Origin of the sequence: Nocardiopsis sp. B62 (assembly GCF_018070675.1) — a bacterium.
In the GTDB taxonomy this organism is placed as follows: domain Bacteria; phylum Actinomycetota; class Actinomycetes; order Streptosporangiales; family Streptosporangiaceae; genus Nocardiopsis; species Nocardiopsis prasina.
In genome coordinates this window covers 76,254-101,862 of the sequence record NZ_JAGPXK010000018.1, presented here as the reverse complement: position 1 = coordinate 101,862, position 25,609 = coordinate 76,254, and the positions used below count along the sequence as shown (strand labels likewise).

General features: G+C 71.2%; 22 protein-coding genes. 12 read left to right on the top strand and 10 right to left on the bottom strand.

All coding sequences use genetic code 11. From position 1 onward, the window contains the following. The first annotated feature begins 156 nt into the window (after nucleotides 1–156). A complete protein-coding gene (locus KBX21_RS18805; RefSeq protein WP_017535724.1) occupies nucleotides 157–540 on the top strand; it encodes an RNA polymerase-binding protein RbpA in 384 nt (127 codons plus the stop codon). A 106-nt stretch (nucleotides 541–646) separates the two neighbouring features. On the opposite strand, the gene KBX21_RS18800 is transcribed toward KBX21_RS18805, so the two are convergent. The 5 genes from KBX21_RS18800 to KBX21_RS18780 all read right to left on the bottom strand — a co-directional run bounded on the left by KBX21_RS18800 (nucleotide 647) and on the right by KBX21_RS18780 (nucleotide 4,784). After that, nucleotides 647–1,411, bottom strand: coding sequence for an HAD-IIA family hydrolase (locus KBX21_RS18800; protein WP_210842713.1), 765 nt, complete (start codon nucleotides 1,409–1,411; stop codon nucleotides 647–649). Nucleotides 1,412–1,528: 117 nt separating this feature from the next. Then, nucleotides 1,529–2,275 (bottom strand): SCO1664 family protein, encoded by a 747-nt coding sequence (locus tag KBX21_RS18795; protein ID WP_210842712.1) that lies wholly within the window; start codon nucleotides 2,273–2,275, stop codon nucleotides 1,529–1,531. A 59-nt stretch (nucleotides 2,276–2,334) separates the two neighbouring features. Beyond that, nucleotides 2,335–2,919: a DUF3090 domain-containing protein gene (locus tag KBX21_RS18790; protein ID WP_210842702.1), complete on the bottom strand. Its 585-nt coding sequence runs from the start codon at nucleotides 2,917–2,919 to the stop codon at nucleotides 2,335–2,337. Between the two features lie 128 nt (nucleotides 2,920–3,047). Then, complete coding sequence (locus KBX21_RS18785) at nucleotides 3,048–3,830, bottom strand: MSMEG_4193 family putative phosphomutase (protein ID WP_210842701.1); 783 nt, start codon at nucleotides 3,828–3,830, stop codon at nucleotides 3,048–3,050. 114 nt (nucleotides 3,831–3,944) lie between these two features. Then, complete coding sequence (locus tag KBX21_RS18780; RefSeq protein ID WP_210842700.1) at nucleotides 3,945–4,784, bottom strand: undecaprenyl-diphosphate phosphatase; 840 nt, start codon at nucleotides 4,782–4,784, stop codon at nucleotides 3,945–3,947. A 185-nt stretch (nucleotides 4,785–4,969) separates the two neighbouring features. Here KBX21_RS18780 and KBX21_RS18775 point away from each other — a divergent pair, with 185 nt between their 5' ends. Next, nucleotides 4,970–5,923 carry an aldo/keto reductase gene (locus KBX21_RS18775; protein ID WP_210842699.1) on the top strand — a complete coding sequence of 318 codons (954 nt, stop codon included), beginning with the start codon at nucleotides 4,970–4,972 and terminating at the stop codon, nucleotides 5,921–5,923. A 19-nt stretch (nucleotides 5,924–5,942) separates the two neighbouring features. Here the strand turns inward: KBX21_RS18775 and KBX21_RS18770 are convergent, their stop codons facing one another. Next, the gene (locus KBX21_RS18770) at nucleotides 5,943–8,207 is read right to left on the bottom strand and encodes an LLM class flavin-dependent oxidoreductase (RefSeq protein ID WP_210842698.1); all 2,265 of its coding nucleotides are present in this window, start codon (nucleotides 8,205–8,207) and stop codon (nucleotides 5,943–5,945) included. Nucleotides 8,208–8,299: 92 nt separating this feature from the next. Between KBX21_RS18770 and KBX21_RS18765 the strand changes: the two genes are divergently transcribed. Together KBX21_RS18765 and KBX21_RS18760 are read left to right on the top strand one after the other, a co-directional pair. Next, entirely contained in the window at nucleotides 8,300–8,815 is a 516-nt protein-coding gene (locus KBX21_RS18765) for a MarR family winged helix-turn-helix transcriptional regulator (protein WP_210842697.1), read from the top strand. A gap of 82 nt (nucleotides 8,816–8,897) precedes the next feature. Next, complete coding sequence (locus tag KBX21_RS18760; protein ID WP_210842696.1) at nucleotides 8,898–10,646, top strand: helix-hairpin-helix domain-containing protein; 1,749 nt, start codon at nucleotides 8,898–8,900, stop codon at nucleotides 10,644–10,646. Nucleotides 10,647–10,731: 85 nt separating this feature from the next. Here the strand turns inward: KBX21_RS18760 and KBX21_RS18755 are convergent, their stop codons facing one another. Continuing rightward, nucleotides 10,732–14,160, bottom strand: a complete 3,429-nt coding sequence (locus tag KBX21_RS18755; protein ID WP_210842695.1) for a phosphodiester glycosidase family protein — start codon at nucleotides 14,158–14,160, stop codon at nucleotides 10,732–10,734. 467 nt (nucleotides 14,161–14,627) lie between these two features. Between KBX21_RS18755 and KBX21_RS18750 the strand changes: the two genes are divergently transcribed. The 3 genes from KBX21_RS18750 to KBX21_RS18740 are packed head-to-tail and all read left to right on the top strand — an operon-like array spanning nucleotide 14,628 to nucleotide 17,010. Next, complete coding sequence (locus tag KBX21_RS18750) at nucleotides 14,628–15,218, top strand: copper resistance CopC family protein (RefSeq protein WP_210842694.1); 591 nt, start codon at nucleotides 14,628–14,630, stop codon at nucleotides 15,216–15,218. After that, a complete protein-coding gene (locus KBX21_RS18745; protein ID WP_210842693.1) occupies nucleotides 15,215–15,787 on the top strand; it encodes a copper chaperone PCu(A)C in 573 nt (190 codons plus the stop codon). Before KBX21_RS18750 ends, KBX21_RS18745 begins: the two co-directional genes overlap by 4 nt. Next, entirely contained in the window at nucleotides 15,787–17,010 is a 1,224-nt protein-coding gene (locus tag KBX21_RS18740; RefSeq protein ID WP_210842692.1) for a Dyp-type peroxidase, read from the top strand. The genes KBX21_RS18745 and KBX21_RS18740 overlap by 1 nt, the downstream gene beginning before the upstream one ends. A gap of 261 nt (nucleotides 17,011–17,271) precedes the next feature. Here KBX21_RS18740 and KBX21_RS18735 read toward each other — a convergent pair whose 3' ends face one another. Next, nucleotides 17,272–18,285: an alpha/beta hydrolase family protein gene (locus KBX21_RS18735; protein WP_210842691.1), complete on the bottom strand. Its 1,014-nt coding sequence runs from the start codon at nucleotides 18,283–18,285 to the stop codon at nucleotides 17,272–17,274. Nucleotides 18,286–18,597: 312 nt separating this feature from the next. Between KBX21_RS18735 and KBX21_RS18730 the strand changes: the two genes are divergently transcribed. Next, nucleotides 18,598–19,734 (top strand): DUF4185 domain-containing protein, encoded by a 1,137-nt coding sequence (locus KBX21_RS18730; RefSeq protein WP_210842690.1) that lies wholly within the window; start codon nucleotides 18,598–18,600, stop codon nucleotides 19,732–19,734. A 237-nt stretch (nucleotides 19,735–19,971) separates the two neighbouring features. On the opposite strand, the gene KBX21_RS18725 is transcribed toward KBX21_RS18730, so the two are convergent. Next, nucleotides 19,972–20,979, bottom strand: coding sequence for a GlxA family transcriptional regulator (locus KBX21_RS18725; protein WP_210842689.1), 1,008 nt, complete (start codon nucleotides 20,977–20,979; stop codon nucleotides 19,972–19,974). A 70-nt stretch (nucleotides 20,980–21,049) separates the two neighbouring features. Between KBX21_RS18725 and KBX21_RS18720 the strand changes: the two genes are divergently transcribed. After that, nucleotides 21,050–22,411, top strand: a complete 1,362-nt coding sequence (locus KBX21_RS18720; protein WP_210842688.1) for an MFS transporter — start codon at nucleotides 21,050–21,052, stop codon at nucleotides 22,409–22,411. A 5-nt stretch (nucleotides 22,412–22,416) separates the two neighbouring features. Then, nucleotides 22,417–22,956: a hypothetical protein gene (locus KBX21_RS18715; protein WP_247665984.1), complete on the top strand. Its 540-nt coding sequence runs from the start codon at nucleotides 22,417–22,419 to the stop codon at nucleotides 22,954–22,956. 121 nt (nucleotides 22,957–23,077) lie between these two features. Here KBX21_RS18715 and KBX21_RS18710 read toward each other — a convergent pair whose 3' ends face one another. Beyond that, entirely contained in the window at nucleotides 23,078–23,818 is a 741-nt protein-coding gene (locus KBX21_RS18710) for a MerR family transcriptional regulator (RefSeq protein ID WP_210842687.1), read from the bottom strand. Nucleotides 23,819–24,062: 244 nt separating this feature from the next. Here KBX21_RS18710 and KBX21_RS18705 point away from each other — a divergent pair, with 244 nt between their 5' ends. Both KBX21_RS18705 and KBX21_RS18700 read left to right on the top strand, forming a co-directional pair. Beyond that, nucleotides 24,063–24,719, top strand: coding sequence for a hypothetical protein (locus KBX21_RS18705; RefSeq protein WP_210842686.1), 657 nt, complete (start codon nucleotides 24,063–24,065; stop codon nucleotides 24,717–24,719). A 77-nt stretch (nucleotides 24,720–24,796) separates the two neighbouring features. Then, nucleotides 24,797–25,417 carry a stage II sporulation protein M gene (locus KBX21_RS18700; RefSeq protein WP_210842685.1) on the top strand — a complete coding sequence of 207 codons (621 nt, stop codon included), beginning with the start codon at nucleotides 24,797–24,799 and terminating at the stop codon, nucleotides 25,415–25,417. Nucleotides 25,418–25,609 lie beyond the last annotated feature (192 nt).

Below are 25,609 nucleotides of genomic sequence, written 5' to 3'. Positions count from 1 at the left end.
CCACCACCGGACCGGCCCGGCGGGGCGGGCCCTCACGCATCGGGCGGGCTCCCGCGTCCGCCGAGGAGGTTCGACCTCAGGTCAGTGGGGAATCTTGACGTGGACCGACGCGTTACACCCCGCGAGACCGCACAAGCGCCTGGAGGCACCCACACGATGGCCGAGCGAGCACTTCGCGGCACACGGCTCGGGGCGACGAGCTACGAGAACGACCGCAACACCGACCTGGCTCCCCGGCAGGAAGTCACCTACGACTGTACCCGGGGTCACCGCTTCTCGGTCACCTTCGCGACCGAGGCCGAAATCCCCGCCGAATGGGAATGCCGTTTCTGCGGCGACCGCGCACTGCGCCGTGACGGCGGCGGCGAGGAACCCAAGAACACCAAGCCGGTCCGCACCCACTGGGACATGCTGTTGGAACGCCGCAGCATGGAGGACCTGGAAGAGGTTCTCGCCGAGCGGCTGGAACTGCTCCGTGCCCGCCGCCGTGAAGAGGCGGCGAAGGTCGAGGAGATCGCCAAGCAGCGGCAGAGCGCCTGACCCTGGGAGGGCCCGACGGCCTGCCCGACGACGGATACGGGGGCGGTGGACATGGTCCACCGCCCCCGTCGTCATGTTCCGGGAACGTGTTTCGGGAGGAGCCCGGTCAGGCCCCGGTGCCGAAGGGGTTCTGGGTGTGGCCCACGAGTTCCTTGACCGAGCCGATCACGCGGGTGGGCCGGTAGGGGAACTGGTCGGCGGTGTCGCGTCCGGAGATGCCCGAGAGCACCAGGACCGTCTGGAGACCGGCCTCCAGGCCGCTGAGCACGTCGGTGTCCATACGGTCGCCGACCATCAGGGTGTTCTCCGAGTGCGCGCCGATCCTGCGCAGCGCCGAGCGCATCATGAGGGGGTTCGGCTTGCCCACGAAGTAGGGGCGGCGGCCGGTGGCCTTCTCGATCAGCGCGGCGACCGCGCCGGTCGCGGGCAGCGGCCCCTCGGCGCTGGGCCCGGTCTCGTCGGGGTTGGTGGCGATGAACCGGGCGCCGTTGCGCACCAGGCGGATGGCGCGGGTGATGGCCTCGAAGCTGTAGGTGCGGGTCTCGCCCAACACCACGTAGTCCGGGTCGCGTTCGGTCATCACGTAGCCCACGTTGTGCAGGGCGGTGGTCAGACCCGACTCACCGACCACGTAGGCCGAGCCACCGGGGCGCTGGGTCTGGAGGAACTGGGCCGTGGCCAGCGCGGAGGTCCAGATGGACTCCTCGGGGATGTCCAGCCCGGTGTTGAGCAGTCGTGCCCGCAGGTCGCGCGGGGTGTAGATGGAGTTGTTCGTCAACACCATGAACGGGGTCCCCTGCTCGCGCAGCTCCGCGATGAGCGTGTCCGCTCCGGGGATCAGGTGCTCCTCGCGTACGAGCACGCCGTCCATGTCGAAAAGGTAGTTCCACTCGTTGCTCACGTGCCCATTGTGCAGGTACGGACCACTAAGGCGCTATTCCTACCGGCCGGTATCCGCGTGTTGGGCGCTTGAGACTGCTCACACCGGTCACACCGGAGGCCAGGGGACGGAGGGCCAGTCGGGGGCGGGGTAGGGGTGGATGCCGTGGTGGATGAGCAGGTCCACACGGGCCCGCACGGCGTAGACCTCGGGGCCGGTCAGGTGGTGGGCCAGCGCGGCCCCCAGGGGGTCGTCCGGGTCGCGGAGCCGGGTGCGCAGCGAGGCCAGGGCCACCAGCGCCTCGTCGGTCAGGGGCAGCCCCTGCCACTGCCACAGGACCGTGCGCAGCTTGTAGTCCTCGGCGAAGGACACCCCGTGGTCGCAGCCGTAGAGGTGCCCCTCGGGCGTGGGCAGCAGGTGGCCGATCTTGCGGTCGGAGTTGTTGATCACCGCGTCCAGGACGGCCATCCGGCGCAGCCCCGGGTGCTCGGTCTCCCGGGAGAGCGCGACGAGGTCGACGGTGGTGTCGCCGTGCACCCACAGCTGCACCATGCCCTCCCCGTAGGGGCCGTCCCGGTGGACGGTGGGCGGCACCACGGACCAGCCGAGTGCCTCGGAGACCGCGTGGGCCGACACCTCCCGACCCGCGAGCGTGCCGTCCGGGAAGTCCCACAGCGGCCGCTCCCCCGCCACCGGCTTGTACACGCATACAGCCGACCGGGTGCCGTCGGAGACCGTGCAGTAGAGGGTCGCGTTGGAGGCGGCGGTCAGACGGCCCTTGACGGTGATCTCGCCCCGGCGCAGCAGATCCAGCCCCTCGGCGGGGGTGAGCCCGCCGAAGGCCGCCGTGGTCACCGTGGGGGGCGGGTCCGCGGCGGTCGGACAGCCGGTGGTGTCGTCGTCCACGAGGTCCCTCAGACGAGACGGTCCGGGCGGTAGCCGTTCTGGCGCGCGCAGATGTGGCCGTTCGGGTCGAGGGGGCGTCCGCAGAGCGGGCAGTCGGGCCGACCGGCGGAGACGACCTTCAGCGCGCGGTCGGCGAAGGCACGCGCCTCGCCCGGGCTGAGGTAGACGCGCAGGACGTCGCGGTGGGCGGGGGCCTCCTCGGCGAAGACCTCCAGCTCCTCCTCGTCGTCGTCCTCGACCAGCTCCTCGGTGGCGGTCTCGTCGATCTCCTGCGCCTCGATGATGACGCGGGCCGCCTCGGCGTCCCAGGCCAGCGCGAGGGTGCCCACCCGGAAGTCCTGCTCGATGGGCTGTTCCAGCGGACCGTCGTCCTCGGGCGGGGCCGCTTCGTCCGGTGGCGCCCCGAAACGGCGGTGCACCTCTTCCAGCAGCTCCTCGATTCGGGTGGCCAGGGCCTCCACCTGGGCCTTCTCCAACACGACGCTGGTGATACGACCCTCGCCGACGGCCTGGAGGAAGAAGGTGCGTTCCCCAGGCTGACCCACGGTTCCGACGACGAACCGTTCCGGCGGATTGAACTGAAAGACGGGCATGAACAGCACCCTAAGGGATGACGGTGACACGGTGCGATACGGCCGCGTTCCGGGGTCGTGTCCCGGGCCGACGACGCTGACCGCGCCCCCGCGTTCCCCCGGTGCGGGGCCCGAGGGGCGCGCGCCGCTCACTCGTCTCCGGCCGACTGGCCCGCCCCGCCGCCGACCGCCGCGTCCCCCCGGGTCTCCGCCGCCGTGGGCAGGGCCCCGGCCAGGGGTTCGCCCGTGTCGTTGAGCTTGTTCAGGAAGGGCCGGGTCCGCGTGTAGGTGATGGAGGTGACCGAACACGGATCCACGCGCAGGCGCTGGAAGAGGTCGAGGTGCATACCCAGGGCGTCCGCGATGATCGCCTTGATCACGTCGCCATGGCCGCACACCACGTACACGGGCGGGGCGGAGCCGGGCGGGGCCTGTTCGAGCAGTCGGCCGTTCCAGTCGCGGACGGCCTCCACGGCCCGGGCGGAGGTCGTGGCCAGGGCCTCGCCGCCGGGGAAGCGGGCCGCGCTCGGGTGGTCCTGGACCACCCGCCACAGTGGTTCGGCGGACAGGTCGGTGAGGGTCCGGCCGGTCCAGCTGCCGTAGTCGCACTCGACGAACCTGTCGTCGGTGGTGACGGTGGTGCCGAGGCGCTCGGCGACGGCCTCGGCCGTCTCCTGGCAGCGTTCGAGCGGGCTGGACACGAGCGCGGCGGGCCTCAGTCCCGCCAGCCGTCCGGCCAGGCGGGAGGCCTGGTCGCGACCCACGTCGTTGAGGTGGATGCCGGGGGCGCGACCGGCCAGGCGCGGCCCGGTGGCGTCGGTCATTCCGTGGCGGACGAGCAGGAGGGTGATCGCCTCGGGCGCGGACGCTCCGCCTGGTGCGTCCCGGTGCCCGGCGGGGGCGTCGGCTGGGGTGTCAGCAGGTGTGGCCATGGCACCAGGGTAGGTCGGCCACGGCCTCGGGGCGGGCCACCGCGACCGGTGGCCCGCCCCGAGAGTGGAACGTCCTGGGGTGTCCGAGGGTGAGGCTGGGACGGGGACGGTCGGCTAGCCGACTCCGGCTCCGCCCTCCGGGGCCAGGACGCCCGTGGAGACCAGCACGATGATGAGCACGCCCAGGGCGATGCGGTAGTAGACGAACGGCATGAAGCTGTGCGTGGTGATGAATTTCATCAGCCAGGCGATGACCACGTAGCCGATCACGAAGGCGACCAGGGTCCCGACGATGGTGGCGCCCCAGCCCGCGTACTCGTTGCCTCCGATGTCGAGCATCTTGTACAGGCCCGAGGCGAACACGGCGGGCATGGCCAGCAGGAACGCGAACTCGGCGGCGGCCGGTCGGGAGAAGCCGAGCAGACGGCCACCGGTGATGGTGGCGCCCGAACGGGAGACGCCGGGGATCAGCGCGAGCGTCTGGAACAGACCGAAGGTCAGGCCCCGGCCGAGGGTGAGGTCCTCCAGCTCGTTCTGCTTGCGGGCGAAGTGGTCGACGGCGCCCAGGAGAAGGCCGAAGACGATGAGGGTCAGGGCGATGAGGCGCAGGTCCCGGAAGACGCCCTCGATCTGGTCCTCGAAGAGCAGGCCCAGGACACCGATGGGGATGGTGGCGAGGATGATGTACCAGCCCATACGCGCGTTGACGTCGGCGCGCAGGTCCCGGTCGACCAGGGAGCGGCACCACACGGAGATGATCGCCCACACCCGTCTGCGGAAGTACACGACCACCGCGAGTTCGGTGCCGATCTGGCTGACGGCGGTGAAGGCCGCACCAGGGTCGGACCAACCGAAGAAGGCCGCGAAGACGCGCAGGTGGGCGCTTGAGGATACTGGCAGGAACTCGGTGAGCCCTTGGATGAGGCCGAGAACGACCGCCTCGAAGATGGACACTCGGTACGGACTTTCGTGACGGGTCCGAGCCCACCGGGGGCACGGACACGAACCAGATGGGGTGACGGCCCGGACGGCCCGCGCGACGAGAGGTCGCGCGTCGGCGCTGGTCCGGCCCCTGCCGACAGTACGCAGCGAAGGTGTACCCAGGGCCTACTTCCGATGAACACGGTAATCTCCGCCGCATGGAACAGCGACAGGTGGGCAGATCAGGGCTCTGGGTGTCTCGTACCGCTCTCGGCACGATGAGCTGGGGAAACGACACCTCCGAGGAGGAGGCCGGGCAGCAGCTCACCGCGTTCGTCAACGCGGGGGGCACGCTCGTGGACACGGCGGACATCTACACGGGCGGCCAGAGCGAGCGGATTCTGGGACGGCTCCTGCGCGGGTCGGTGCGCCGCGAGGACGTGGTGGTGGCCACCAAGAGCGGTCACACACCCGAGGCGTACCGGCCGGTGGACGGTTCCCGCCGCCACCTCCTGGCGTCGCTGGACGCCTCGCTGCGGCGCCTCCAGACGGACTACGTGGACCTGTGGCAGCTGCACGTGTACGACCCCCACACGCCGCCGGAGGAGACGCTGTCCGCGATGGAGACGGCGGTGGCGTCGGGCAGGGCCCGCTACGTGGGCACCGGTGACCTCAAGGCCTGGCAGTTCGCCACGTTGGCCACCTGGCAGCGCGCCCAGCCGGGGCGGGTGCCGCTGGTGAGCGCGGGCACCGAGTACTCGCTGCTCAACCGGGGCGCCGACCACGCGCTGCGGCCGGCCGCGGCGGCCAGCGAGGCGCACGTGATCGCGTGGTCTCCGCTGGGGCGGGGCGTGCTCAGCGCCAAGTACCGCAACGGAGTGCCCGCGGACTCCCGCGCCGCGTTCCCGCACATGGCCCCCTACGTGGAGCCCTACCTGGACGAGCGCAGCCGACGCGTGGTCGAGTCGGTGTGCACGGCGGCCGAGGGGCTGGGTGTCTCCCCGCTCGCCGTGGCGCTGAGCTGGGCCCGGGACCAGGAGGGTGTGGCCTCCGCCGTGGTGGGTCCGCGCACGCTCTCCCAGCTGGAGGAGATCCTGTCCGTGGAGAGCGTGCGGCTTCCTCCCAAGATCCGCGACGCCCTGGACGACGCCACGGCCGGTCCCGAACGCTGACCGGCCGCGCGCCGAGGGCTCAGTCGCCGGGCGGGATCGGGAAGTTCTGGTCGAACACCTGGTCCGGGTCGTACGCGGCCTTGAGCGCGCGCAGACGACCGAGCGCGGGTTCGGGGAAGGCCTCGGCGAGGACCTCGGGCCCGGTGCGCGTGTCGAAACTCAGGTAGAGCCCCCGCGCCGTCGCGCCCAGTTCCGCCCAGCGACGGTCCAGGACGTCCGCCCGGCGCCCCATGGCGGCCAGGGAGAAGTTGGCCGAGCGGTGGGGGTAGGCGGTGGCGTCGGCGGCGACGTCGTTGACCGCCCCACCGACCTGGCGCAGCTGCGCGAAGTAGGCGTCGCCCGTGGCGAGCGCCCGGGCCACGGCCTCGGCGGACTCGTCGGTGATGTGCTCCAGCAGGGCCGAGCGGGCGACCGGGGTCTGGCCGCCCTCGTGCGGACCGGCGTGCCCGACCAGGATCGCCGGGTAGGGGGCGACCTGCGCGCGCTGGTCCAGGACCGGTCCGACCTTGAGGAAGGGTTCCAGGGCCTGGACGGCGGCGTCGGTGTCGTCCCCCGCGAACACGACCATGGCCTGTGCCACGGGCCCCTGGCCTGCTCGTCCCTGGCCCAGGGCCAGGAAGGCGGTGACCTCGCGCGGGGCGGACTCGGCGACCTCACCCCAGGTTCGGAGGAAGGCCGCGGTGTCGGCGGCGTCGTAGGCGATCTGGCCGAGGACGACGTCCCGGACCGGGGCCGCCACGGCCTCCACGGAGGTGATGACGCCGAAGTTGGCCCCGGCGCCGCGTACCGCCCAGAAGAGGTCGGGATGGTGATCGGCGTCCACCCTGAGGTGTTCACCAGCGGCGGTGACCAGCTCGACCGCGGTGAGGCGGTCGATGGTCAGCCCGTGGGCGCGGGACATGTATCCCAGGCCCCCGGTGGTGGCGATCCCGCCGACCCCCACTCCCCCGTGGTCGCCCGAGCTGATCGCCAGCCCGTGCTGGTGCAGCACCGCGCCGACCTCCCCCCAGCGGGCACCGGCGCCGAGACGGACGCGACCGGTCGCGGCGTCCAGGACCTCGACCCCGTTCATGCGGCCGAGGTCGAGGACGACACCGCCGTCGTTGGTGGAGCGGCCGCTGATGCCGTGTCCGCCGCTGCGCACGTTGAGCGGCGCGTCCTGGTCGAGGGCGTAGGCGAGGGCCTCGGCGACCTGGTCGGGACCGGTGGGCCGCAGGACCAGCCCGGGGCGGCCCCGCTGCATGTACCCGTGCCGGAGCTTGGTGAAGCCCTTGTCCCCGGGCTCGACCGCCGTGTCGCGCAGGCCGTGCGGGACGGCGTCGTAGTCGATGCCGGGGCGGCGTGCGGTCAGGGCGGCGACGGGACGGACCGGCCCGGTCGGGGTCCCGGTGCTGGTGCGTTCGGCCTCGACCGCCCGGCGCAGGGCGGGGGCCACCTCCTGGCCGAAGGTGTCGATGGCGCGGGGGTCGTCGGTGGGCATCACGAACGTGGAGAAGCCCAGCTCCAGGGCCAGGGGCAGCAGCTGCTCGACCCACTGTTCGGGCGGGCCCTGGAGGAAACCGTCGTCGCTCGGGGAGAACGCGGCGCCCGTCAGGTTGACGAGGCGGCGGATCTGCCGTGGGTCGCGGCCGTGTTCGAGCGCGGATTCGTCGATGGTCGCGTTGAGTCCGGGCAGGTCCTCGAGCTTGGCGTAGCCGAGGCTGGGCAGCCAGCCGTCGGCCTTGGCACCGATGAGCCTGAGCATGCGGGGTTTGTAGGCGCCCAGCCAGATCCCGATGTCGTGGGCGGGTTCGGGGCCGCGCTTCATGCCGTGGGCGGAGTAGTGCTCGCCCTGGAGTCGCACCCCTCCCCTGGCGTCGGTGTCCCACACGGCGCGGATGAGGTCGATGGCCTCGGAGAGGGCGTCCACGGACTGGCCGGGGGTGCGGCGTCCGCCTCCCATCGAGTGGATGGCGTCCCAGAAGCCCCCGGCGCCGAGCCCGAGCTCGAAGCGGCCCTTGGAGAGGCGGTCGAGGCTGGCGGCGGCGCGGGCCAGGACGGCGGGCGGGCGCAGCGGCAGGTTGATCACGTTGCCGGAGACCCGGAGGCGTTCGGTGCGCGCGGCGACCCAGCTGAGCAGGGTCCAGGTGTCGAGGAAGGCGGGGTTGTAGGGGTGGTCCTGGAAGGTGGCCAGGTCCAGCCCGGCGGCCTCGGTGAGCTCCGCCAGCCCGACCACGCGGTCGGGGTCCTGTGCGGTCGGCGTGAGGAAGGTGCCGAACTCCAGGGGGTGTCCGTAGTCGGTCATGGCCTGACCTCCAGGAAGGGGATCGTTTGTTGGACAAATGATGCTCAACACAACTTATCTTCCCTCACACCTATTCCTGGTAATCTCGGACCATGACACCCACCACGCCGGAGCCGAGCCTCGGGGAACACAACCTGGGCTGGTCCCTGGCCGTGCTGCTGCGCCGCTGGCACGAACACGTGGAGGCGGCGCTCGCCGACCTCCCGCACGGGAGCCGCGGCTACCACGTTCTCGCGGCGGCCTCCCGGGGTGACGCCCCCACACAGGCCGCGCTGGCCGAACGGCTGCTCATCGACCGCAGCGTGATGACCTACCTCATCGACGACCTGGAAGCCGCCGACCTGGTCCGGCGCCGCGCCGACCCGGCTGACCGCCGGGTACGCAGGGTGTGCCCCACCGACCACGGGTCCGAGGTCCTGGCGAGCGCCAACGAACTGGTCGAGCACGTCGAGGAGCGGCTGCTGGGCGCGCTGGACGCCGACACCCGGGCGCTCTTCCGCGCGGCCGCCGCACACGCGGCCACCGCCGTCCAGGAGGCCTCCCCCGACACCGATCCCTGCGCCGCCGTCCTCCAGGTGACCCAGGACGAGGCGGGCCCCACCGGGTGACCCTGTGGACGACGAACACCGCGTGTCGCCGCGAGTCGGTAGGCTCCCACCGAGTCCACGAACCACCTGACGAGGGGAACCGGTGTCCGAGGCTGTCGAGAAGGTCCTAGCCGTCCTTGACCGGATGGGTGCCCCGCACGCCCTGGCGCCGCGCCTGGTGTCCGTGCTGGGTCCCCAACCCGCCGCCGAGCTGGACGCCAACCCCTGGTTGCTGCTGCGCCTGCCCGAAGTGACCATCGAGCAGGCCGACTACTGCGCGCGCAAGCACCTGGCCGGGGCCGCGCGCCCCGACGACCCCCGCCGCCTCGGCGCCCTGGTCGGACACACGCTGCGTACCGCCGCCCGCCGGGGCCACACCGCGATCGAGGAGAAGAGGCTGGCCACAGTGGTCGGCCAGCTCGGCGTCGCCGACCCCCGGGCTGCGCTGGAGGCCGCCGTCGCGGCGGACGAGATCGCGCTGTTCGAGAGCGGCGACGAGGCCGACGACGACCTCGACTTCGAGGAGGGCGGTGTTCCGGAGGTACCGGACCTGCCCGATCCCGAACGCCACTACGCCCCCTACGATGTCGGCCACGCCGAACAGCGGCTCGGTGTACAGCTCCTGCGGCTGATCGGTGGCAGCGAACCGATCATGGACCCGATGACCGCCGCCGAGACCCTGGAGGCCGCCACCTCCGAACACGGTCTCACGATCTCCGAGACCACCCGGGAGGCGGTGCTCACCGCCACCATGCGTCCGGTGACGGTGGTGCACCACGGCCCCGGCGACCAGGCCGAGGCCGCGCGGACCCTGCTCTGCCTGGCCGGTATCGCCCGGGAGAGCCAGGTGGGGATCACGGTCGTGGCTCCCACCGCGCAGACCGCCGCCGCCGTGAACGCCGACCTGGACCGGCTGCTGGGTTCGGAGGGCGAACCGCCCGTGCGCGCGGTCTCCCTCGCCGCCCTGCTGGCCGGAGGACCCGCCTCGGCGGGGATCGTCGCGCTGTGCGAGTCGATGTCCCTGGGCGTGGCCCGCATGGCGGACCTGGCGTCGGTCTGCGTGGACGACGCGCATCTGGTGCTGCTGGCCGACCCGGACCAGGCGCCCTCCGCCACCCCCGGTCGGGTGGTGGTCGACGTGGCCTCCTCACGCACCGCGCACGTCGCCGTCGTCGCCGACGACGCCGAGCCCTCCCCCGTCGCCAAGTTGGCCCGCGCGGTCGCCGAGGGCGACTGGACCGAGGTGGAGGCGCCCGACCGCGAGGTCGTCCGGGTCCCCGCCGCCTCCGCCGAGGAGGCCGCCCACCGGGTGACGCAGCTGGTGACCGACTCCATCCCCCGGGCCTTGGGGATCGGTTCCGACCAGGTCCAGGTGGTCACCTGCCGCGAGGACGGCCCGGCCGGTGCCCGCGCGCTCAACGCCGCGTGCAAGGAGCGCCTCAACCCCGGCCCGGGAGCGCACGGCGGGTTCGACGTGGGCGACCGTGTGGTGCTCACCTCCGAGGGTCCCGGGTACGGTCCGGGCGAGACCGGCTATCTGCGTGAGGTGTCCGAGGGTGCCGTGATCGAGCTGGCCGACGGCACGACTGTCACCGTCACCGACCCGTCCGCGCTGCGCCCGGGATGGGCCGTGAGCGTGGCCGTCGCCCACGGGAGCCGCTGGCCCGCCGTGGTGGCGGTCTTCCCGCCCCAGGTCCCGGTTTCGCGCCCCCAGGTGTACACGGCCCTGACCAGGACCACCCGCCACGTGTCCGTGGTCGACGCCACCGAGGGCGCCCTGGAGACCGGGGTGCGCGAGACCCTCGCGCCGGATCGCACCACGCGTCTGGCCCTCATCCTCCGCGCGGGCTGAGGACCGGGCACGGAAACGGGATGACCCGGACATCAACGGTCCGGGGCATCCCGCGCTCCCGGTTCGGGAGGGACTCCGACGTCGGTCAGGACCCGAGCTCGATGGTGACCTCCTCGGTGACTCCGTTCACGCTCACGCGCAGCTCCACGGTCCCCTCCCCCAGCGCGCTGAACCGGCCCGTCGCCGGATCGAACGCGGCAACGTGATCGGCCCCCGCGTCGTCGACCGGGCCGATGTGGACACCGTCGGAGCCGGACCAGTCCGCGCTCACCGGGTAGGCGACCGGCACCGCGCTGCCGTCGTTGTCCACCGTCGCGGCGATCTCCGCCTGCTCACCAACGGTGACCGAGGCGGGCGCGTCCAGCTCCAGCCCGTCCACGTGGGGGCGCAGTTCCGTCACCACCCAGTCCTCCTCGGGCTGTCCCCCGGTGTTCACGCCCCACAGCGACCAACCGGTGAATCCGCCCTCCGCGGGTCCGGCCGAGGGGTTCTTCCCGGCGTTGCCGTTGACGACGTAGGGCACCCCGTCCACCCGGTCGGCGTGGAACACTCCCACGTGCGCCCCGATGAAGGCCGCTCCCTTGCCGGTCTCCGCCTGGAACCCGGCCAGCCAGCCCTCGACCGTGGCCGCCTCCTTGCGGTCCGCCAGCTCGCTCGCCTTGGAGGGAAGCGGGTCACGGAAGGGCACGTGCTGGGCGACCACCACCGACGTCACGGCGGGGTCCTCGGCCGCGGCGTCCAGTTGTTCCCGCAGCAGCCGCAGCTGCGACCAGTCGCTGGCCCGGTAGGAGAACCGGGCCGTGTCCAGCAGCACGAACCTCGTGCCGTGGTGGTCGACCACCCGCTGGGTCTGCCCGAACGCCTCCCGGAAGTTGTCGAGCGTGCCCCCGGAGACCTCGTGGTTGCCCGGCACGTAGTAGTAGGGCAGCTCGCCCTCCAGTTCCTCGTCGAGGATGCGCTGGGCCAGAGCGAGGTCCTCGGGCGCGGCCTCGTCGACGAAGTCACCGTTGATGATGAGGAACTCCGCGTCGCTGGCGCGGATCTCCCTCAGGGCCCGCCGCGTGTAGGCGACGATCTCGCTGTCCGGATCGCGTGCGACGAACTGGGCGTCCGACAGGACGGCGAACCGCCAGTCCTGTTGGGCCACGGTCGCGCCGGGGGCCACCACGGGGTCGACGACGGGCTCGGTGGGCGGCACGTCGATCGGCGGCGGCACCATCGCGGTCACCTCGTCGATGACCACCTCGCCCTGGTAGCTGGCCCCGGGCTCGGTCTCCGCGAAGTAGACACGTCGCAGCGACAGCGGATACTGCGTGCCCGGCGGGACCCTGAAGACCAGTTGCTGCCAGCCCGGTTCGTCGAGGTACCCGGCGCGCATCGCGGGCACCAGCTGTCCGGCGCCGTCCCAGACCTGGAGGCTGGCCCACTCCCCGTTGCCCTCCGAACTGACCCAGGCGCGCAGCTCCTGCGGCTGTCCGGGGATCTCCCGCTCCCCGCCCGGCGGCAGGACACCACCGGTCCGGGTCCCGGTCGAGGCGGTGAAGTCGTAGGTCAGGTTCACACCCTTGCCGTCGCGGCCCTCCGCCACCGCGACCTCCCCCTCGGCCCGCTCACCGAAGTAGGACCAGTCGGCGGCGTCCTCGAAGTCGGCGACGACGACCTCGTCCAGCCCGACGGTAACCGCCATGGTCGTCTCGACGTCACCGACCCGCACGGTGGCGAGCGTGGAACCGCTCTCGGTGGCGGCCCGGACCTCGAAGCGACCGTCCTCGGTCACCGAGACCCGGGCGACGCTCTCGTCGACGGTCAACTCCACGTCGTCCGGCTCGATCGGTGCGGCGAACCCGTCCGCGTCGTAGCCGGTCACCTGCACGACGGCGGAGGCCTCCGCGTCGGAGAGTCCCACCCGTTCGGGTGTGGTCCCGATCCGGGTCAGGTCGCCCAGGACGGTCAGTTCGATCTCGCCCCGCGCACGGAGCTTGCTGGCCGTGACCGTGGCGATACCAGGTGACCGAGCGGTGAACACTCCCTCGCGGTCCGTCACTCCGACCCGGCTGTCGTCGGACCGCCAATTCGGTACGGCCTCGGCCGGACCATAGGTCTCGTCGTGGCCGGCCGCCGTCAATCTTCTCGTCAGTCCGGGGAAGACCCGGTCCGTCCGACTGGGCGCGACGTACCCGGAGCCGTCGACGTGTTCGGGGGCGATCCCGGTCTCCACCCAGAAACCGTCGATCTGACCGCTGCCCTCGGGGGCGAACAGCCCCAGCCCGTTGGGGACGAGGCGCTCCTCCCCGTCCGAGGGCCGGTTCTCCACCCGTACCTCCTCCGCGCCGGGGGTACGCGCCACCATCGTGGCCGAGCCGCCGCCGTCCAGGTTGACCGCGGTGTGCGCACCGGCCTCGACCATCATCTGGCCGAGCTCGTCCAGACCGACCCCCGCCGAGAACGCGGGCTGGCGCCCGTCCACACTCAGCAGGAACATCTGTGAGCCGTCCTCGGAGAACCCGATGGCCATGCGCGGGGCCCCGGGGACGTTGTTGCCCTCCGAAGCCCGCTGCACCCGGCCGTCGACGACGAGCATCTGACGGCCGTTCAGCGCCGCGTGGATCTCCTGGTCACCGCTGGCGCGCGCGTCGTAGGCGATGCCGACCGGGTCGCCCACCTCCAGCGAGGACAGTGCCTCGGCACCGTCCTCACGTCCGACCAACACGAAGCTGTCGTCGGCGATCGTTCCCTCGCGCGGATCCTCCACGACCTCGGTGACCACGCCGTCGGTGACGACGACCTCCAACGTCTCCGAGGTGCCCTCCACCACCCGGCAGCGGCAGTACGACCCCCACAACGGGGTGAACGCGGCGATCTCGCCGGGACCCAGAGAGGGCTTGTTGATCGCGTCCAGCGGCGAGGTTCCCTCGGGCAGTTCGATGGTCCCCTCGAAGAACACCTCGCCGATCGAACCGAGCCCGTCGGGGGTGAAGACGGCGGAGGACTCGCGGTGGTCGTCGGTCGTCGGCGACTGGATGAGCTCACCGCTGCGCACGCCCACGCCCTGCGGAGCACCGGAGGCGTTGATGTCGAAGAAGTCGCCGTTCACCGCCGCGACCGCACCGACCCGGTCGGCCTGGGTGCTCAGGGGCTCCCGCTCGGTCACCCGGCCGGGGAACAGGTAGTCGACGCTGACGTCCCCGGTGAGGTCCGTGGTCAGCAGGTCGCCCTGGAGCCAGTTCGGGTCTCCCGTGTAGCCGTCCGGCCCGTAGGTGTCGAACGAGGTCAACGTGACCCCGGGGGCGACCGGTCTCTCGGACTCGAACGTCTCCAACCTCGGCGCGGGATCGTCGACCCTGGTGGCCGAGCCACCCGGTGGGATCTCGACGGTCTCGCTGAACCCGGTGTGTTCCCGGGGATCGTCGCGGGGGTCGGCCGCTGCCGCGACGGGTGTGAAGGTGAGGACCAGGACGGAACCCGCTGCCACGAGGGCACTCGTGCGTGAGCGGATCGACCACCGGCGATTCATGGAAAGCCTCCGGGCGGCTGGGGGAACGAGGAAGCCCTGCGCGTCAACTTCCTACCATCTGCCCCATCCTTTGTGTAGGAGGTGAACATCGTCGCGGTCTGTCCGTTTCGACCGGGAACGCGCCTCCCCAAGGGGATGACCGGCACATACACACGCCCACTGATGACACCGAGTTGAGCACGAGTATCCAGATTTCACCTGAACCCTGCCGGTTCGTCATTCGGAGTCCGACTGATCACTCATCACGCGGCGTCGCGTCACCGCGTCGCCGCGTCGAAGCCCACGCACCTGTCCGTGTTCCGTCCCGGGACCTCCGCGCTGAGAACGGATCCGGCGACCGGGTCGGGACGGACGCCAGGGGGAGCGGCCCGGCTCGAAAGAATCCAGGGATCCCGGGGAACTCCTCGCGGCCGAGGGACGACTTCTCGTAGTGCCGACCACGTGGTCGCACACGACGAGGAGGATCCATGCGGGGCATCCCCGGCCTACTCTGCGCCGTCACCACCGCCGTGGTGCTCACACCGGCCCCGGCGCTCGCCCACGACACTCTGCTCTCCTCGGTCCCAGGGGACGAACAGGCGGTCCCGACCGCTCCCGACGAGGTCAGGCTCACTTTCAGCGGGGAGCCGATGGACGTGTCCACCGCCGTGCTGGTCCTGGACTCCGAAGCCGAGCCGGTGGCCACCACTGAGCCGCTCGTGGACGGTCACGAGGTCAGCGTCGAACTGCCCCCGGACCTGGCCGACGGCGGGTACGCGGTCCGCTGGCGCGTGGTCTCCAGCGACGGCCACCCCATCAGCGGAGCCCTGACCTTTGAGGTGGGCGAGGGCGGACCGCCCCCTCCCGATCTGGAAGCCGCCCCGGCCAACGAGACCGACGGCGAGGACGCGGCCGCGGCCCCCTCCCCGAACGTCACCCTTCCCCGCGAGGCCGTCATGGCCCTGGCCGGAGCCCTGACCGGACTTCTCATCTACGCCGCCGCCCTGCGCCTTCGGCGCCCCACCGACCCGCGACGACCCATGACCCAGCACACTCGAGCCGAACAGGAAACCCGATGAACCTCACCGCACGCTCGCTCCTGATCCCGACCGCCGTGAGCGCCGCCCTGATCCTGGGTGCCTGCTCCTCGACCTCCCCCGCAGAGGAGGACGCCGCGGTCCAGGAGGGATCCGCCGCACAGGCCGATCTGGTCTCCGTCTCCGACCCGTGGGTCAAGGCGGCCGCTGCCGACGACGGCATGACCGCCGCCTTCGGCATCCTGACCAACGAGGGCGAAGCCGAAGCCCTCATCGTGGCCGCCAGCGCCGACGACGTCTCCGACATGGTCGAACTGCACGAGGTCGTCAGCGGGGACGACGGCAACATGGTCATGCAGGAGAAGGACAGCGGCTTCTCCGTTCCGGCCGGGTCCGAACACGAGCTCTCCCCGGGTGCCGACCACATCATGATCATGGGCCTGGCCCAGGACCTGGAGCCCGGCGCCGAGGTCACCGTCACGCTCGAGTTCGAGGACGGCTCCACCCACGAGTTCACCGCCCCTGTGAAGGACTTCGAGGGAGCGAACGAGAACTACGACGGTGACCACGGGGACCACGGGGACTCCGACGACGACCACGAGGGCCACTGATGGAGCACCCCACGGAGGAGGGCGCTCGACCCTCGCGCAGAAGTGTCCTGTTGGGAGGTGCCGCTGCCGCTGGAGTGGGAGCGGTGGCCCTCAGTGGTGGTGACGCCCTGGTCCGCTCGCTGCGCTCACCCGCGGAGTCCTCCTCGGCAACCGGGAACGTGCACGGTGACCGCACCCACGCCTTCCACGGCGCCCACCAGGCGGGGATCGCGACACCACCGCAGGCCCACGCCAGGTTCGTCGGCGTCGACCTGAACGAGGACGTCGACGCCGACGGGGTACGACGGCTGCTCACGCTGCTCTCCGACGACGCGGCCCGGCTCACCCAGGGCAGGTCCGCTCTGGCCGACACCGAACCCGAGCTCGCCCTCTCCCCTGCGGGCCTGACCGTGACCCTGGGCTTCGGCCCCGGCCTGGTGGAGCGGGTCGACCCGGCCCTGGTCCCACAGTGGCTGGGACCGTTGCCGGAATTCGACACCGACCGCTTGGAGGAGGCATGGTCCCACGGCGACCTGCTCCTCCAGGTGTGCTGCGACGACCCGCTGACTCTCTCCCACGCCGCACGCATGCTCCTGAAGGACACCCGCGCCTTCGGTTCGGTGCGCTGGGCGCAGGACGGCTTCCGCCGTTCCTACGGGGCCGAGCCCGAGGGAACGACCATGCGCAACCTCTTCGGTCAGGTCGACGGCACGGTCAATCCAGAGCCGCAGGACGAGGACTTCGATCCCCTGGTCTGGTGCGGGGAGGACGCCCCGGCCTGGCTCCGGGGAGGAACGGCTCTGGTGCTGCGGCGAGTCTCCATGGACCTGGGCGAGTGGGACCGCCTCGACCGCCCCGGCCGGGAGGACTCAGTGGGGCGTCGCCTGGACAACGGCGCTCCCCTCACCGGAGAGGAGGAACACGACGACCCCGACCTCGACGCCCTGACACCGCTCGGGTTCCCGGTGATCGCCGAGTACGCGCACATCCGCCGCGCCCGCTCGGAGGACCCGGACGAGAGGATCTTTCGTCGCGGCTACAACTACGAGTCCGGGGACGACGCGGGGCTGCTGTTCGTCTGCCACCAACGGGACCCGCACCGACAGTTCGTGCCCATCCAGCGTCGCCTCGACGAACTGGACCTGCTCAACGAGTGGATCACCCACATCGGCTCGGCGGTCTTCGCGATCCCGCCCGGCTGCTCGGAGGGAGGGTTCGTGGGGCAGACCCTGTTCGAAGCCTGATGTCCGTCGCTGCGGTCCTGTGTCCCGACCACCCCAAGCGGTGACCCGCCTCCCTCGTGAGAGGGCAGGGCGCTCCGGACACACGCCACCGCACCGTCGACCGGCAGGAACGTGCGACGGGTCGCCCCATGCGTGCGACCCCGTCCCACTGGCCTCCGTGGTGGAGTACGCGGCGGTCGGGCGGGGGCCCTGGGCAGGACCGCCAACGGGCGCACCGGTCGGAACCACACAGCGGCTCCGACCGGTGCGCCCGAGGGCCGGCTATCCGGCTGTGCGCAGGCGTCCGATCATGCCGTCGAGGTCGGCGCGCACCAGGTCCGGGCGGATGAAGTGGCCGCCCCCGGCCTCGTGCGACTCGTGCGGGATGCCGGCGCCGTCCAGCAGGGCGCGGAACTCGCGCTGACCGGCCAGCACCTGTTCCTCGTTCATCCGGTCGAAGAGGTCGAAGGGGTCAGGGCTGTCCCCGGCGACCATGAAGACACGCTTGCCGCGGTAGCGCTCGACGTTCTCCACGGCGTTGTCGGCGCTCACCCTGGCCTCGTTCCACGGCACGCCGTAGACCGTGCCGCCGCCGAGCTCGAAGGCTCCGGAGGTGAAGTTCGCCCAGTGGGTGACGAGCCCGAGATCGCGTCGCATGCTGGCGGGCCCCGAGTAGGAGCTCACGGAGGCGAAGTGACCGTAGTACTTGGCGGCGTACTTGAGCGCGCCGAATCCGCCCATCGAGAAGCCCGCGACGGCGCGGCCGTCGAACTCCGCGTGCGTGCGGAAGTTCGCGTCGATCCAGGGCAGGACCTGGTTGATGTGGAAGGTCTCCCAGTTGCGGGGACCGACGTTGGTGGTGACGGGATTGCTGTACCACCCGCAGGGCCCACCGTCGGGCATCACGATGATGATCTGCTTGTCCTCGGAGAGCTGGCGGATGCCTGCCCTGTCCCAGCTGATGAAGTCCTGGCCGGGGCCGCCTCCGTGGAACAGGTAGAGGACCGGGTAGGTGCGGCCGTTGTCCCGGTAGCCGTGCGGCACGAGGACGTTGACGGCGGGATTCCACCCGATCTCGTCGGTCTCGAAGCGGTAGTACCACATGCGGGGGTCGTCCTCGTTGTGTGCGACGAGACGGAGTCCGGCGTGGTTCGGTGCGGGCAGGTTCCGGGCGACCGGGTCCGCGTGGGCCGAGGAGGTCGCCGCGAAGACGCCGCCGGAGGTCACGGCCAGACCAAGGGAAAGTCCGCCGACGCTCTTGAGGAGGCTGCGTCGGCTCGGGGGATTCGGACTCAAGTCGGCTCCAGGGGAAGACGGGGGCGCTCGTGCGAGTCGTCGCGTCCCGGTCCCGGTTCGAAGGGGTGGACCGGGACGACGGCTCGTGCGAGGCGGCCACCCTCGTGGCCGCCGCCTCAGTGAAACAGAGCGCTCCCTCGGGCACACGGGGGGTTGTCATAACGGATCCGACAATTTTCGTCACTCAATGCTGGAACTGAGTTCGTTTCCTACATGGGCCTGTGGCCCGGGGTGCGCCCGCCTCCCAGGGGTGGTTGACAACCGGGGTCGGCCTGTTGATCCTGAGCCTTCGGCGACCACGTAGGAGCGATCTTGATCGACCCCCACTCCCCTCGGCTCCCCCACTCCCACGCGGCTCATCCCCCGCGGATCGACCGGTCCACGTTCCTGCGCGGCTCCGCGGGGGTCCTGCTCGGCTCCGGGTTCCTGCTCGGTACGTCCCCCTCCACGGCCGCGGCGGGCCCCGCGCCCCGGGAGGGCCTCGAGGTCACCAAGGTCGGTGACCTCACCGGCCCCGGACTGACCACACGCTTTCGCATGGAAGCCACCGACCTGGGCATACCTGTGCGCACTCCGGACGGACGCACGCTGTTCGTCTTCGGCGACAGCTTCGAGGACGCCGTGGTCGGCGGCGGCTGGTGGCGTTCCCCCACCGCCCTGTACTCCACGACCACCGATCTCGAGGCCGGGGTGGAGTGGTCCGGTGCGGTGGGAGGGGAGGCCGCGGAGCAGTTGTGGGACTACGACCACGACAACCCGGTCTTCACCACCGTCCTGCCCTCGGACGTGATCACCATCGGCGACACCATGTACCTGCACGCGATGGTCAACAAGGGTCTGGGCAACGTGGTCTGGACGGAGATCTGGCGTTCGGACGACTCCGGAGCCACCTGGGTGCACACCGGCGCGCACTTCGACGCCGACCTGCACGACGGCCTGTTCCAGCTGCTCACCTGGGCCGAGGGCGACGACGGATACGTGTACGTGTACTCCACGGCCTTCACCCGTAGTCGGCCGATCATCCTGCACCGGGTCCCCTCGTCCGCCATCGCCGATCCCGGCGCCTACGAACCCTGGGGGTACCGCGACGGGGTCTGGGACTGGGGGCTGCCGCCCACCCCCGTCCTCGATGGTGCCTTCGGCGAGATGTGCCTGCGCCCTCTCGAAGGTAGATGGGTGCTGACCTGGTTCAACGCTGGCGACTACCGCATCGACGGCATCATCGCGGACACCCCCACGGCGAACCTGTACACGGCTCACCGCCGCACGCTCATCCACGGCGGGGCCTGGGGTGAGGAGGACGACTCGCATGTGGCCCAGCTCTATGGCGGATACATCATCCCCGGGTCCACGCTGGACGACCTGCACCTGACCGTCAGCCAGTGGAACACCGACCACGACTGGCCCTACCGGGTCATGCAACACCGGATCCGCGGCTTCGGCTCCTGAGCCTGACCTCGACACACCCCCCGTCCCCGGGGTCGCGAGCAGCCTCCGCGGCGTCATCCCTTCACGGGGCGGGGAGCTCCCAGCACGGAACGGCCACGGGAAGCGTCCGGGGCCGCGCGGATCCGGGGTCGACGACCGCTCCGCCGCCTTCAGCTAGGTTCCGTTCTCACGCGGACACGGGGAAGTGGTCCTCCCGCCTCTGGCGGACCTCGGCTGCGATAGACGGGGACGAACGTGTCAGCCGGAGTCAGGAGACGGTGCGCCCGTCCCCTGGAAGGTACGGCGGTAGGCGCTGGGAGAGACCCCGAGCCCCGCGTGCATGTGCTGACGCAGCGACGCCGAGGTACCGAACCCGGCCACGCGCGCGATCCGGTCCACTGACAGGTCCGACTCCTCCAGGAGCTGCCTGGCGCGGTCGAGCCGCTGTTGGGCGAGCCACTGACCCGGTGAGTAACCCACCTCGTCCCTGAAACGGCGCGTGAACGTGCGCACGCTCATCGCCTCCTGACCGGCCATGTCACTCAGGCTCGGTTGGAGGTGGAGGTGCTCCAGCGCCCAGGACCGGGCCCGGGAGGTCGCGGAGCGTGCGGGGGCGGGCACGGGGCTGCGGATGTACTGGGCCTGCCCACCGTCGCGGTGCGGCGGCACCACCGTGTTCCGAGCGACCTCGTTGGCGATGGCGGCACCGTGGTCCGTGCGGATCATGTGCAGGCTGAGGTCGATCCCGGAGGCGACCCCGGCAGCGGTCAGCACGCGCCCGTTGTCCGTGTACAGCACGTCGGGGTCGAGGTCGATGTGCGGATACATCGCGCGGAAGAACCCGGCCGACTTCCAGTGCGTGGTGACCCGACAGCCCTCCAGGAGCCCGAGCGCGGCGAGCACGAAGGCGCCCGTGCAGATCGAGGCCACCCGCGCGTGCTCGGGGATGCGGTTGACCGCCGCCGCCAGGGCCGGGGAGATCGGGTCGTGCGGGCGTTCCAGGTAGTCCTCCTGCGCCGCGGGCAGGATGACCGTCTGCGCCTCGTCGAGGACCTCGGGGCCGTGGCGGACGTTCAGGGAGAAGTCGGTGTCGGTGGTGATCACGCCCGGTTCCACGGCACAGGTCACGACCTCGTACAGGGGTCGGCCGTCGGTCCCGCAGGCCCGACCGAACAGCCGGTGGACGATCCCCGCCTCGATGGGCAGCAGGCCGTGGCGGGCGAGCACGGCGACACGGTGGCGATCCGGACTGGCGAAAACCGTCATGGCCGGATTCTTGCACATGTTGGCTTTCGGGACACTGTCCGGAGGAGGCCCCGCGCAGGAGTCTGGACACATGACTTCGACAGGCCTCTCCAAGAGCACCGGGACGAGCGCGTCCAACGACGGGCGAACGCCCGCACTGGTCCACCGAGCCTGGCTGATCGCGCTCGTCGCGGGCGCGACCATCGTCGCCGCGGCGGCCTTCGCCGCGATGCCGGGACTCCTCATGGACCCCCTGCACACCGAGTACGACTGGTCGCGCGGCTCGATCGGTCTCGCCGCCTCGGTCAACATGATCGTCTACGGCCTCATCGCCCCCTTCGCGGCGGCGCTGATGGACCGGTTCGGCATCCGCCGGATCGCCCTGGTCGCCCTGGCGACCGTCATCGCGGGAGCGGGGCTGACCACGGTGATCACGGACTCCTGGCAGCTGACCCTCTACTGGGGGTTCCTCGTCGGCGCGGGCACCGGATCACTCGCGATGACCTTCGCCGCCACCATCGCCAACAACTGGTTCGTCGAGCGCCGGGGCCTGGTCATCGGCGCGCTGACCGGAGCCAGTGCCTTCGGGCAGCTGGTCTTCCTGCCCGCGCTCGCGTGGATCATCGAGCAGCAGGGGTGGCGTCCGGCCATCGTGACGCTGGCCCTCACCGCGTTCGTGATGATGCTCCTCGTCGCCCTGATCCTGCGTGACCATCCTGCGGACGTGGGACACAGGCCCTACGGTGCCGCGTCCTTCGTCGCCAAACCACGGACGGAGCAGGGCGCGGCCCGCCGAACCATCCGGGTCCTGCGCGACTCCGTGCGCAGCCGACAGTTCTGGCTCCTCGCCGGGACGTTCGCGGTGTGCGGAGCCACCACCAACGGCATCATGTGGACCCACTTCGTGCCCGCCGCACAGGACCACGGGATGGCGGTGACCGTCGCGGCGGGGCTGGTCTCGGCCATCGGCGTGTTCTCCCTGGTCGGCACCATCGTCTCCGGCTGGCTCACCGACCGTTTCGACCCGCGCGGCCTGCTGGTCGCCTACTACCTCGGCCGGGCCGTCCTCCTGGCCGGGCTGCCCGCGCTGTTCGGTCCGAACGCCGGATCCGCGCTCGTCGCCTTCGTCGTGGTCTTCGGCCTGCTGGACGTGGCGACCGTGCCCCCGACCATCCTGCTCTGCCGCCGGGTGTTCGGCGCGGACGGCGCGATCGTCTTCGGGTGGGTGAACGCCATCCACCAGGTCGGCGCGGGCTCCATGGCGGTCTTCGGCGGTTTCACGCGTGACGTGACCGGGGGCTACGGCCCGGTGTGGCTCATGGCAGCGGCGCTGTGCGCGGTCGCGGCGGTGCTCGCCCTCCGGATCGCCCGTGGCGGCGCGGAGCCGGAGGACGGCGTCACCGCGACGCGGACCACTGGCCAGGACAACGACGACGAACGGACCAGGGTGTGAGCGCGATGAACCAGGACGGTGTCGGCCACGACGTGATGGGCCTCCCCGCGCGCCCCGGCGGAACGGCGGCGCGCCCCGGGGACGGATCCCCCGGAGAGGTGCAGCCCCGTCAGGCGCCCTCGCTCCCGTTCTCCCTCGTTCTGCTGCTCCTGGTCGCCGGTGTGGCCTACGTGGGCTTCGCCGGGCTCGACCAGAGCCTGAGGGCTGCGCGGGGCGAAGGAGCGCCGGGGGTGTTCACGGTGTCCAGTCTCAGCTGTGTCCAGCACCCCGGGCACGAGTCGTGCACCTGCAACGGCACCTACACGCCGGACTCGGGCGGCGAGGCACGCGGCGTCCAACTCCACGCCGCCGGACGCGGGACCTGCCGGGAGGGCGAGGAGATCCGGGTTGTCGACGTGGGCGCCGGGAACCGGGTCCACGGTCCGGACGGCTCACGCGAGTGGATACTGTCCTCGGTGATCCTCGCGGGGTCCGCGGCGGTCGTCTGCGGTGTCGCGGTGACGTGGATCCGCCACCTGCGCGGGGCCGGGGCCGAACGGCGGTGACGAGGCGTCGCACCGACCCCCGCGCGGAGCGCCCGCTCCGCGCCCGGTCATGGAGTTCCCGGTCTCGGCGAGGGCCGAAGTAAGCGAACCCGGCCGGTGGGCCGACTGCCGCACCTCGCCGTCACGGCCCGTCGTCGTGCGTGCCTGAGGCCCTCTCCGTGAGGAGCTCGTTCAGGCGCTTGAGCACGCGCAGCTGGGCGGGGTTGTACAACTGCGTCACCGCCTCGGCCATGGTCCGCGTGGCATGCAGCTCACCCCCCGGCGCGTCCGCCGCCGGGGCCCGCGACCACGGGTTCTCCTCACGCCCCCGCAGCACGACCGGCAGTATGCGCTCGGCGAGAGCGTCGATCACGGCCTGGTCCGCGTCCGCTGGCAGGGCCTCGAACTCCTCGTCCGTCTCCTCGGGCTCGCTGATCAACTCGCGGAACCGCTCGACGGACTCCTTGCTGAGGACGGAGGAGAAGACCATCAACAGGGACCGCTGCCGTTCGGAGAGGTCACCGGAGATCGGCGCGAACTCGGGCGGCACGTACGCGGGCGCACGGTGGCGGAGGATGACGGCCAGCTCCTCACGCACCCGGTTGAGCCGGTTGACCGTCGCCTCCAGTTCCCTGTCCAGGACGCGGATGGCCTCGTCCGGGTCGTCGTCGGCCCGTTCCAGAGTCGCGACCTCGGACAGCGGAACACCCAGGTCGCTGAGCCGCCTGATCTGCAGCAGCCGAACCAGGTGCGCGACCTCGTACTGCTTGTATCCGTTCGCCGCCCGTTCGGGCAGGTCCAGCAGCCCGATCTGGTGGTAGTACCGGACGGCCTTGACCGTCGTCCCGGCCAGATCGGCGATCTGCTGGGTACTCCACGCCACGTGTGACCACCTTCCACTCAGTCGACGCGGGTGGTCCCGCACCGCGACCCCAGTCAACACCCTGCCCCTGGGGCAGGGTCAACAGTCCTCTCCGGGCTTGACTCTGCCCCGAGGGCAGGGTCTGCAATGGGTGCCAGCACCGACCGGAAGAGGGCTCGCGTCCGAACGCACACGGCCTTCACGAAGGAGCGGAACGGGTCGGGAACGGCCCCGAGCACCTTCGAGCGACGAGACGGGACACGCAGTGATCAAGGACCGGAGGAAGCGCGCGGCCGCGCGGCGGGTCAGGGGCGGGAACGGGCGTTCCCTGAAGCCCTACCGTGCCTGGCAACCCCTCTCCCGCGCGCTGCACCACCTCGAGCTCACCGACCACCGGGGGCGACAGGCGGTCTACAGCGTCGACGTCCCCTATTGGCAACGGCTGCTCACGGAGAACGGCGAGGGCAGGGCCCACCTGTACCTCAACGGCAGACACCACCTGGACTCCACGCTCCCCGCCGTGTTCACCGTGCCCGGAGGGACGATCGAGGTGGAGGCCACGAGCTACGGGCTCAGGCGCTGCCATTACGTCGGCGAAGAGGGCGTCGAGCGACGCCTCTCCCCCGACCCTCGATCGGCGGAGGGGCGTCGGTCCCGGATGGAACGTGAGCGTCCGGGGCTGAGCCGGTGCATCCGCGTGGTGTCGCTGGTGATGCTGGTCATCCCCGTTCTCCTGGTGGTTCCGCAGATTGTGGAGGCCCTCTCCCAGGTGCCTCCGGTGGCCGAACGCTGGGGAACCCTCACCTCGCCCGTGAACCTTCCGCTGTGGCTCAACAGCGTGCTCGGGCTCTGCGCGTCCACCGCCAGCGTGGAACGCGCGACGCGACTGCGCTGGAGTCGGGCACTGGACGGTCAGGGCTGACCACACCCGAACGACCGATCGCCAGCGCCCCTCCCGGTCGGAACCAACCCGTACTCGCCATCAAGGAGACAGACCCCATGCGACGCCTGCGTGAACCCTTCCGCATCATCCGATCAAACCTGCGCGCCTACCTCGTGCTCAACGCCCTCGTCTACGGGGTGCTCCTGGTCGGGCTGGTGCTGGGAGTGCTCTTCCCCGACCTGACCGCGTCGCTGGTCACCGGCCTGGAGGAGGACGGGACGGCGGACCTGGTGGCGTCGCTGCTCAGCAACGTGTGGTTGTTCGCCCTGACCATCCTCGCGGTCAACGTGCTGACGGTCTCCCTGAAGCTGATCCTGCTGCCCTCACTGGTCGTCCCCTTCGCCGGGGTCGCCCTCCTCCTGTACAAGACGTTCGAGAGCGGTCTGGTCCTGGCCCCGGTCGACGAGACCATGGCGACGTTGTTGGTTCCGCACTCCCTGACGATGGTCATCGAGTTCCAGGCCTACATTCTTCTCGCTCTCGGCTCGTACGTCTTCGCCATGGCCTGGCTGCGTCCGGCGACGGTCGGCGCGCCCGACCGCCGACGGGGATACCTGCGCGGACTCCAACTGTTCGGCTGGCTGAGCCTGCCCGCGCTGGGACTGCTGATCATCGGTGCCGTCTACGAGGCCCTCTCCCTCGTCCACATCGTCCCCCGCATGTTCCTGGGATGGTGACCAGTGGTCAGCGGCCATCCCCGAACGAAGAGTGGGACCACAGCCCACGGGGCCCGGCTCGGGAGTCGACCCGGGATGCAGGAAAGCTCGTTGAACCGATTCCGACCGTGACATGCGGCGGGACGTGGACGTGCTGAGTCACACCCCGTTCCGATGGGAAGCGGATGCGTGACGGCGCGCGACACGGGTAAT

Bases quoted from the DNA above. Each gene is read 5' to 3' on its own strand.
- KBX21_RS18745 (WP_210842693.1), top strand. From the start codon at position 15,215: ATGAACCTCACCGCACGCTCGCTCCTGATCCCGACCGCCGTGAGCGCC.
- KBX21_RS18750 (WP_210842694.1), top strand. From the start codon at position 14,628: ATGCGGGGCATCCCCGGCCTACTCTGCGCCGTCACCACCGCCGTGGTG.
- KBX21_RS18790 (WP_210842702.1), bottom strand. From the start codon at position 2,919: ATGCCCGTCTTTCAGTTCAATCCGCCGGAACGGTTCGTCGTCGGAACC.
- KBX21_RS18805 (WP_017535724.1), top strand. From the start codon at position 157: ATGGCCGAGCGAGCACTTCGCGGCACACGGCTCGGGGCGACGAGCTAC.
- KBX21_RS18720 (WP_210842688.1), top strand. From the start codon at position 21,050: ATGACTTCGACAGGCCTCTCCAAGAGCACCGGGACGAGCGCGTCCAAC.
- KBX21_RS18755 (WP_210842695.1), bottom strand. From the start codon at position 14,160: ATGAATCGCCGGTGGTCGATCCGCTCACGCACGAGTGCCCTCGTGGCA.
- KBX21_RS18765 (WP_210842697.1), top strand. From the start codon at position 8,300: ATGACACCCACCACGCCGGAGCCGAGCCTCGGGGAACACAACCTGGGC.
- KBX21_RS18715 (WP_247665984.1), top strand. From the start codon at position 22,417: ATGAACCAGGACGGTGTCGGCCACGACGTGATGGGCCTCCCCGCGCGC.
- KBX21_RS18700 (WP_210842685.1), top strand. From the start codon at position 24,797: ATGCGACGCCTGCGTGAACCCTTCCGCATCATCCGATCAAACCTGCGC.
- KBX21_RS18725 (WP_210842689.1), bottom strand. From the start codon at position 20,979: ATGACGGTTTTCGCCAGTCCGGATCGCCACCGTGTCGCCGTGCTCGCC.
- KBX21_RS18775 (WP_210842699.1), top strand. From the start codon at position 4,970: ATGGAACAGCGACAGGTGGGCAGATCAGGGCTCTGGGTGTCTCGTACC.
- KBX21_RS18800 (WP_210842713.1), bottom strand. From the start codon at position 1,411: ATGGACGGCGTGCTCGTACGCGAGGAGCACCTGATCCCCGGAGCGGAC.
- KBX21_RS18770 (WP_210842698.1), bottom strand. From the start codon at position 8,207: ATGACCGACTACGGACACCCCCTGGAGTTCGGCACCTTCCTCACGCCG.
- KBX21_RS18740 (WP_210842692.1), top strand. From the start codon at position 15,787: ATGGAGCACCCCACGGAGGAGGGCGCTCGACCCTCGCGCAGAAGTGTC.
- KBX21_RS18785 (WP_210842701.1), bottom strand. From the start codon at position 3,830: ATGGCCACACCTGCTGACACCCCAGCCGACGCCCCCGCCGGGCACCGG.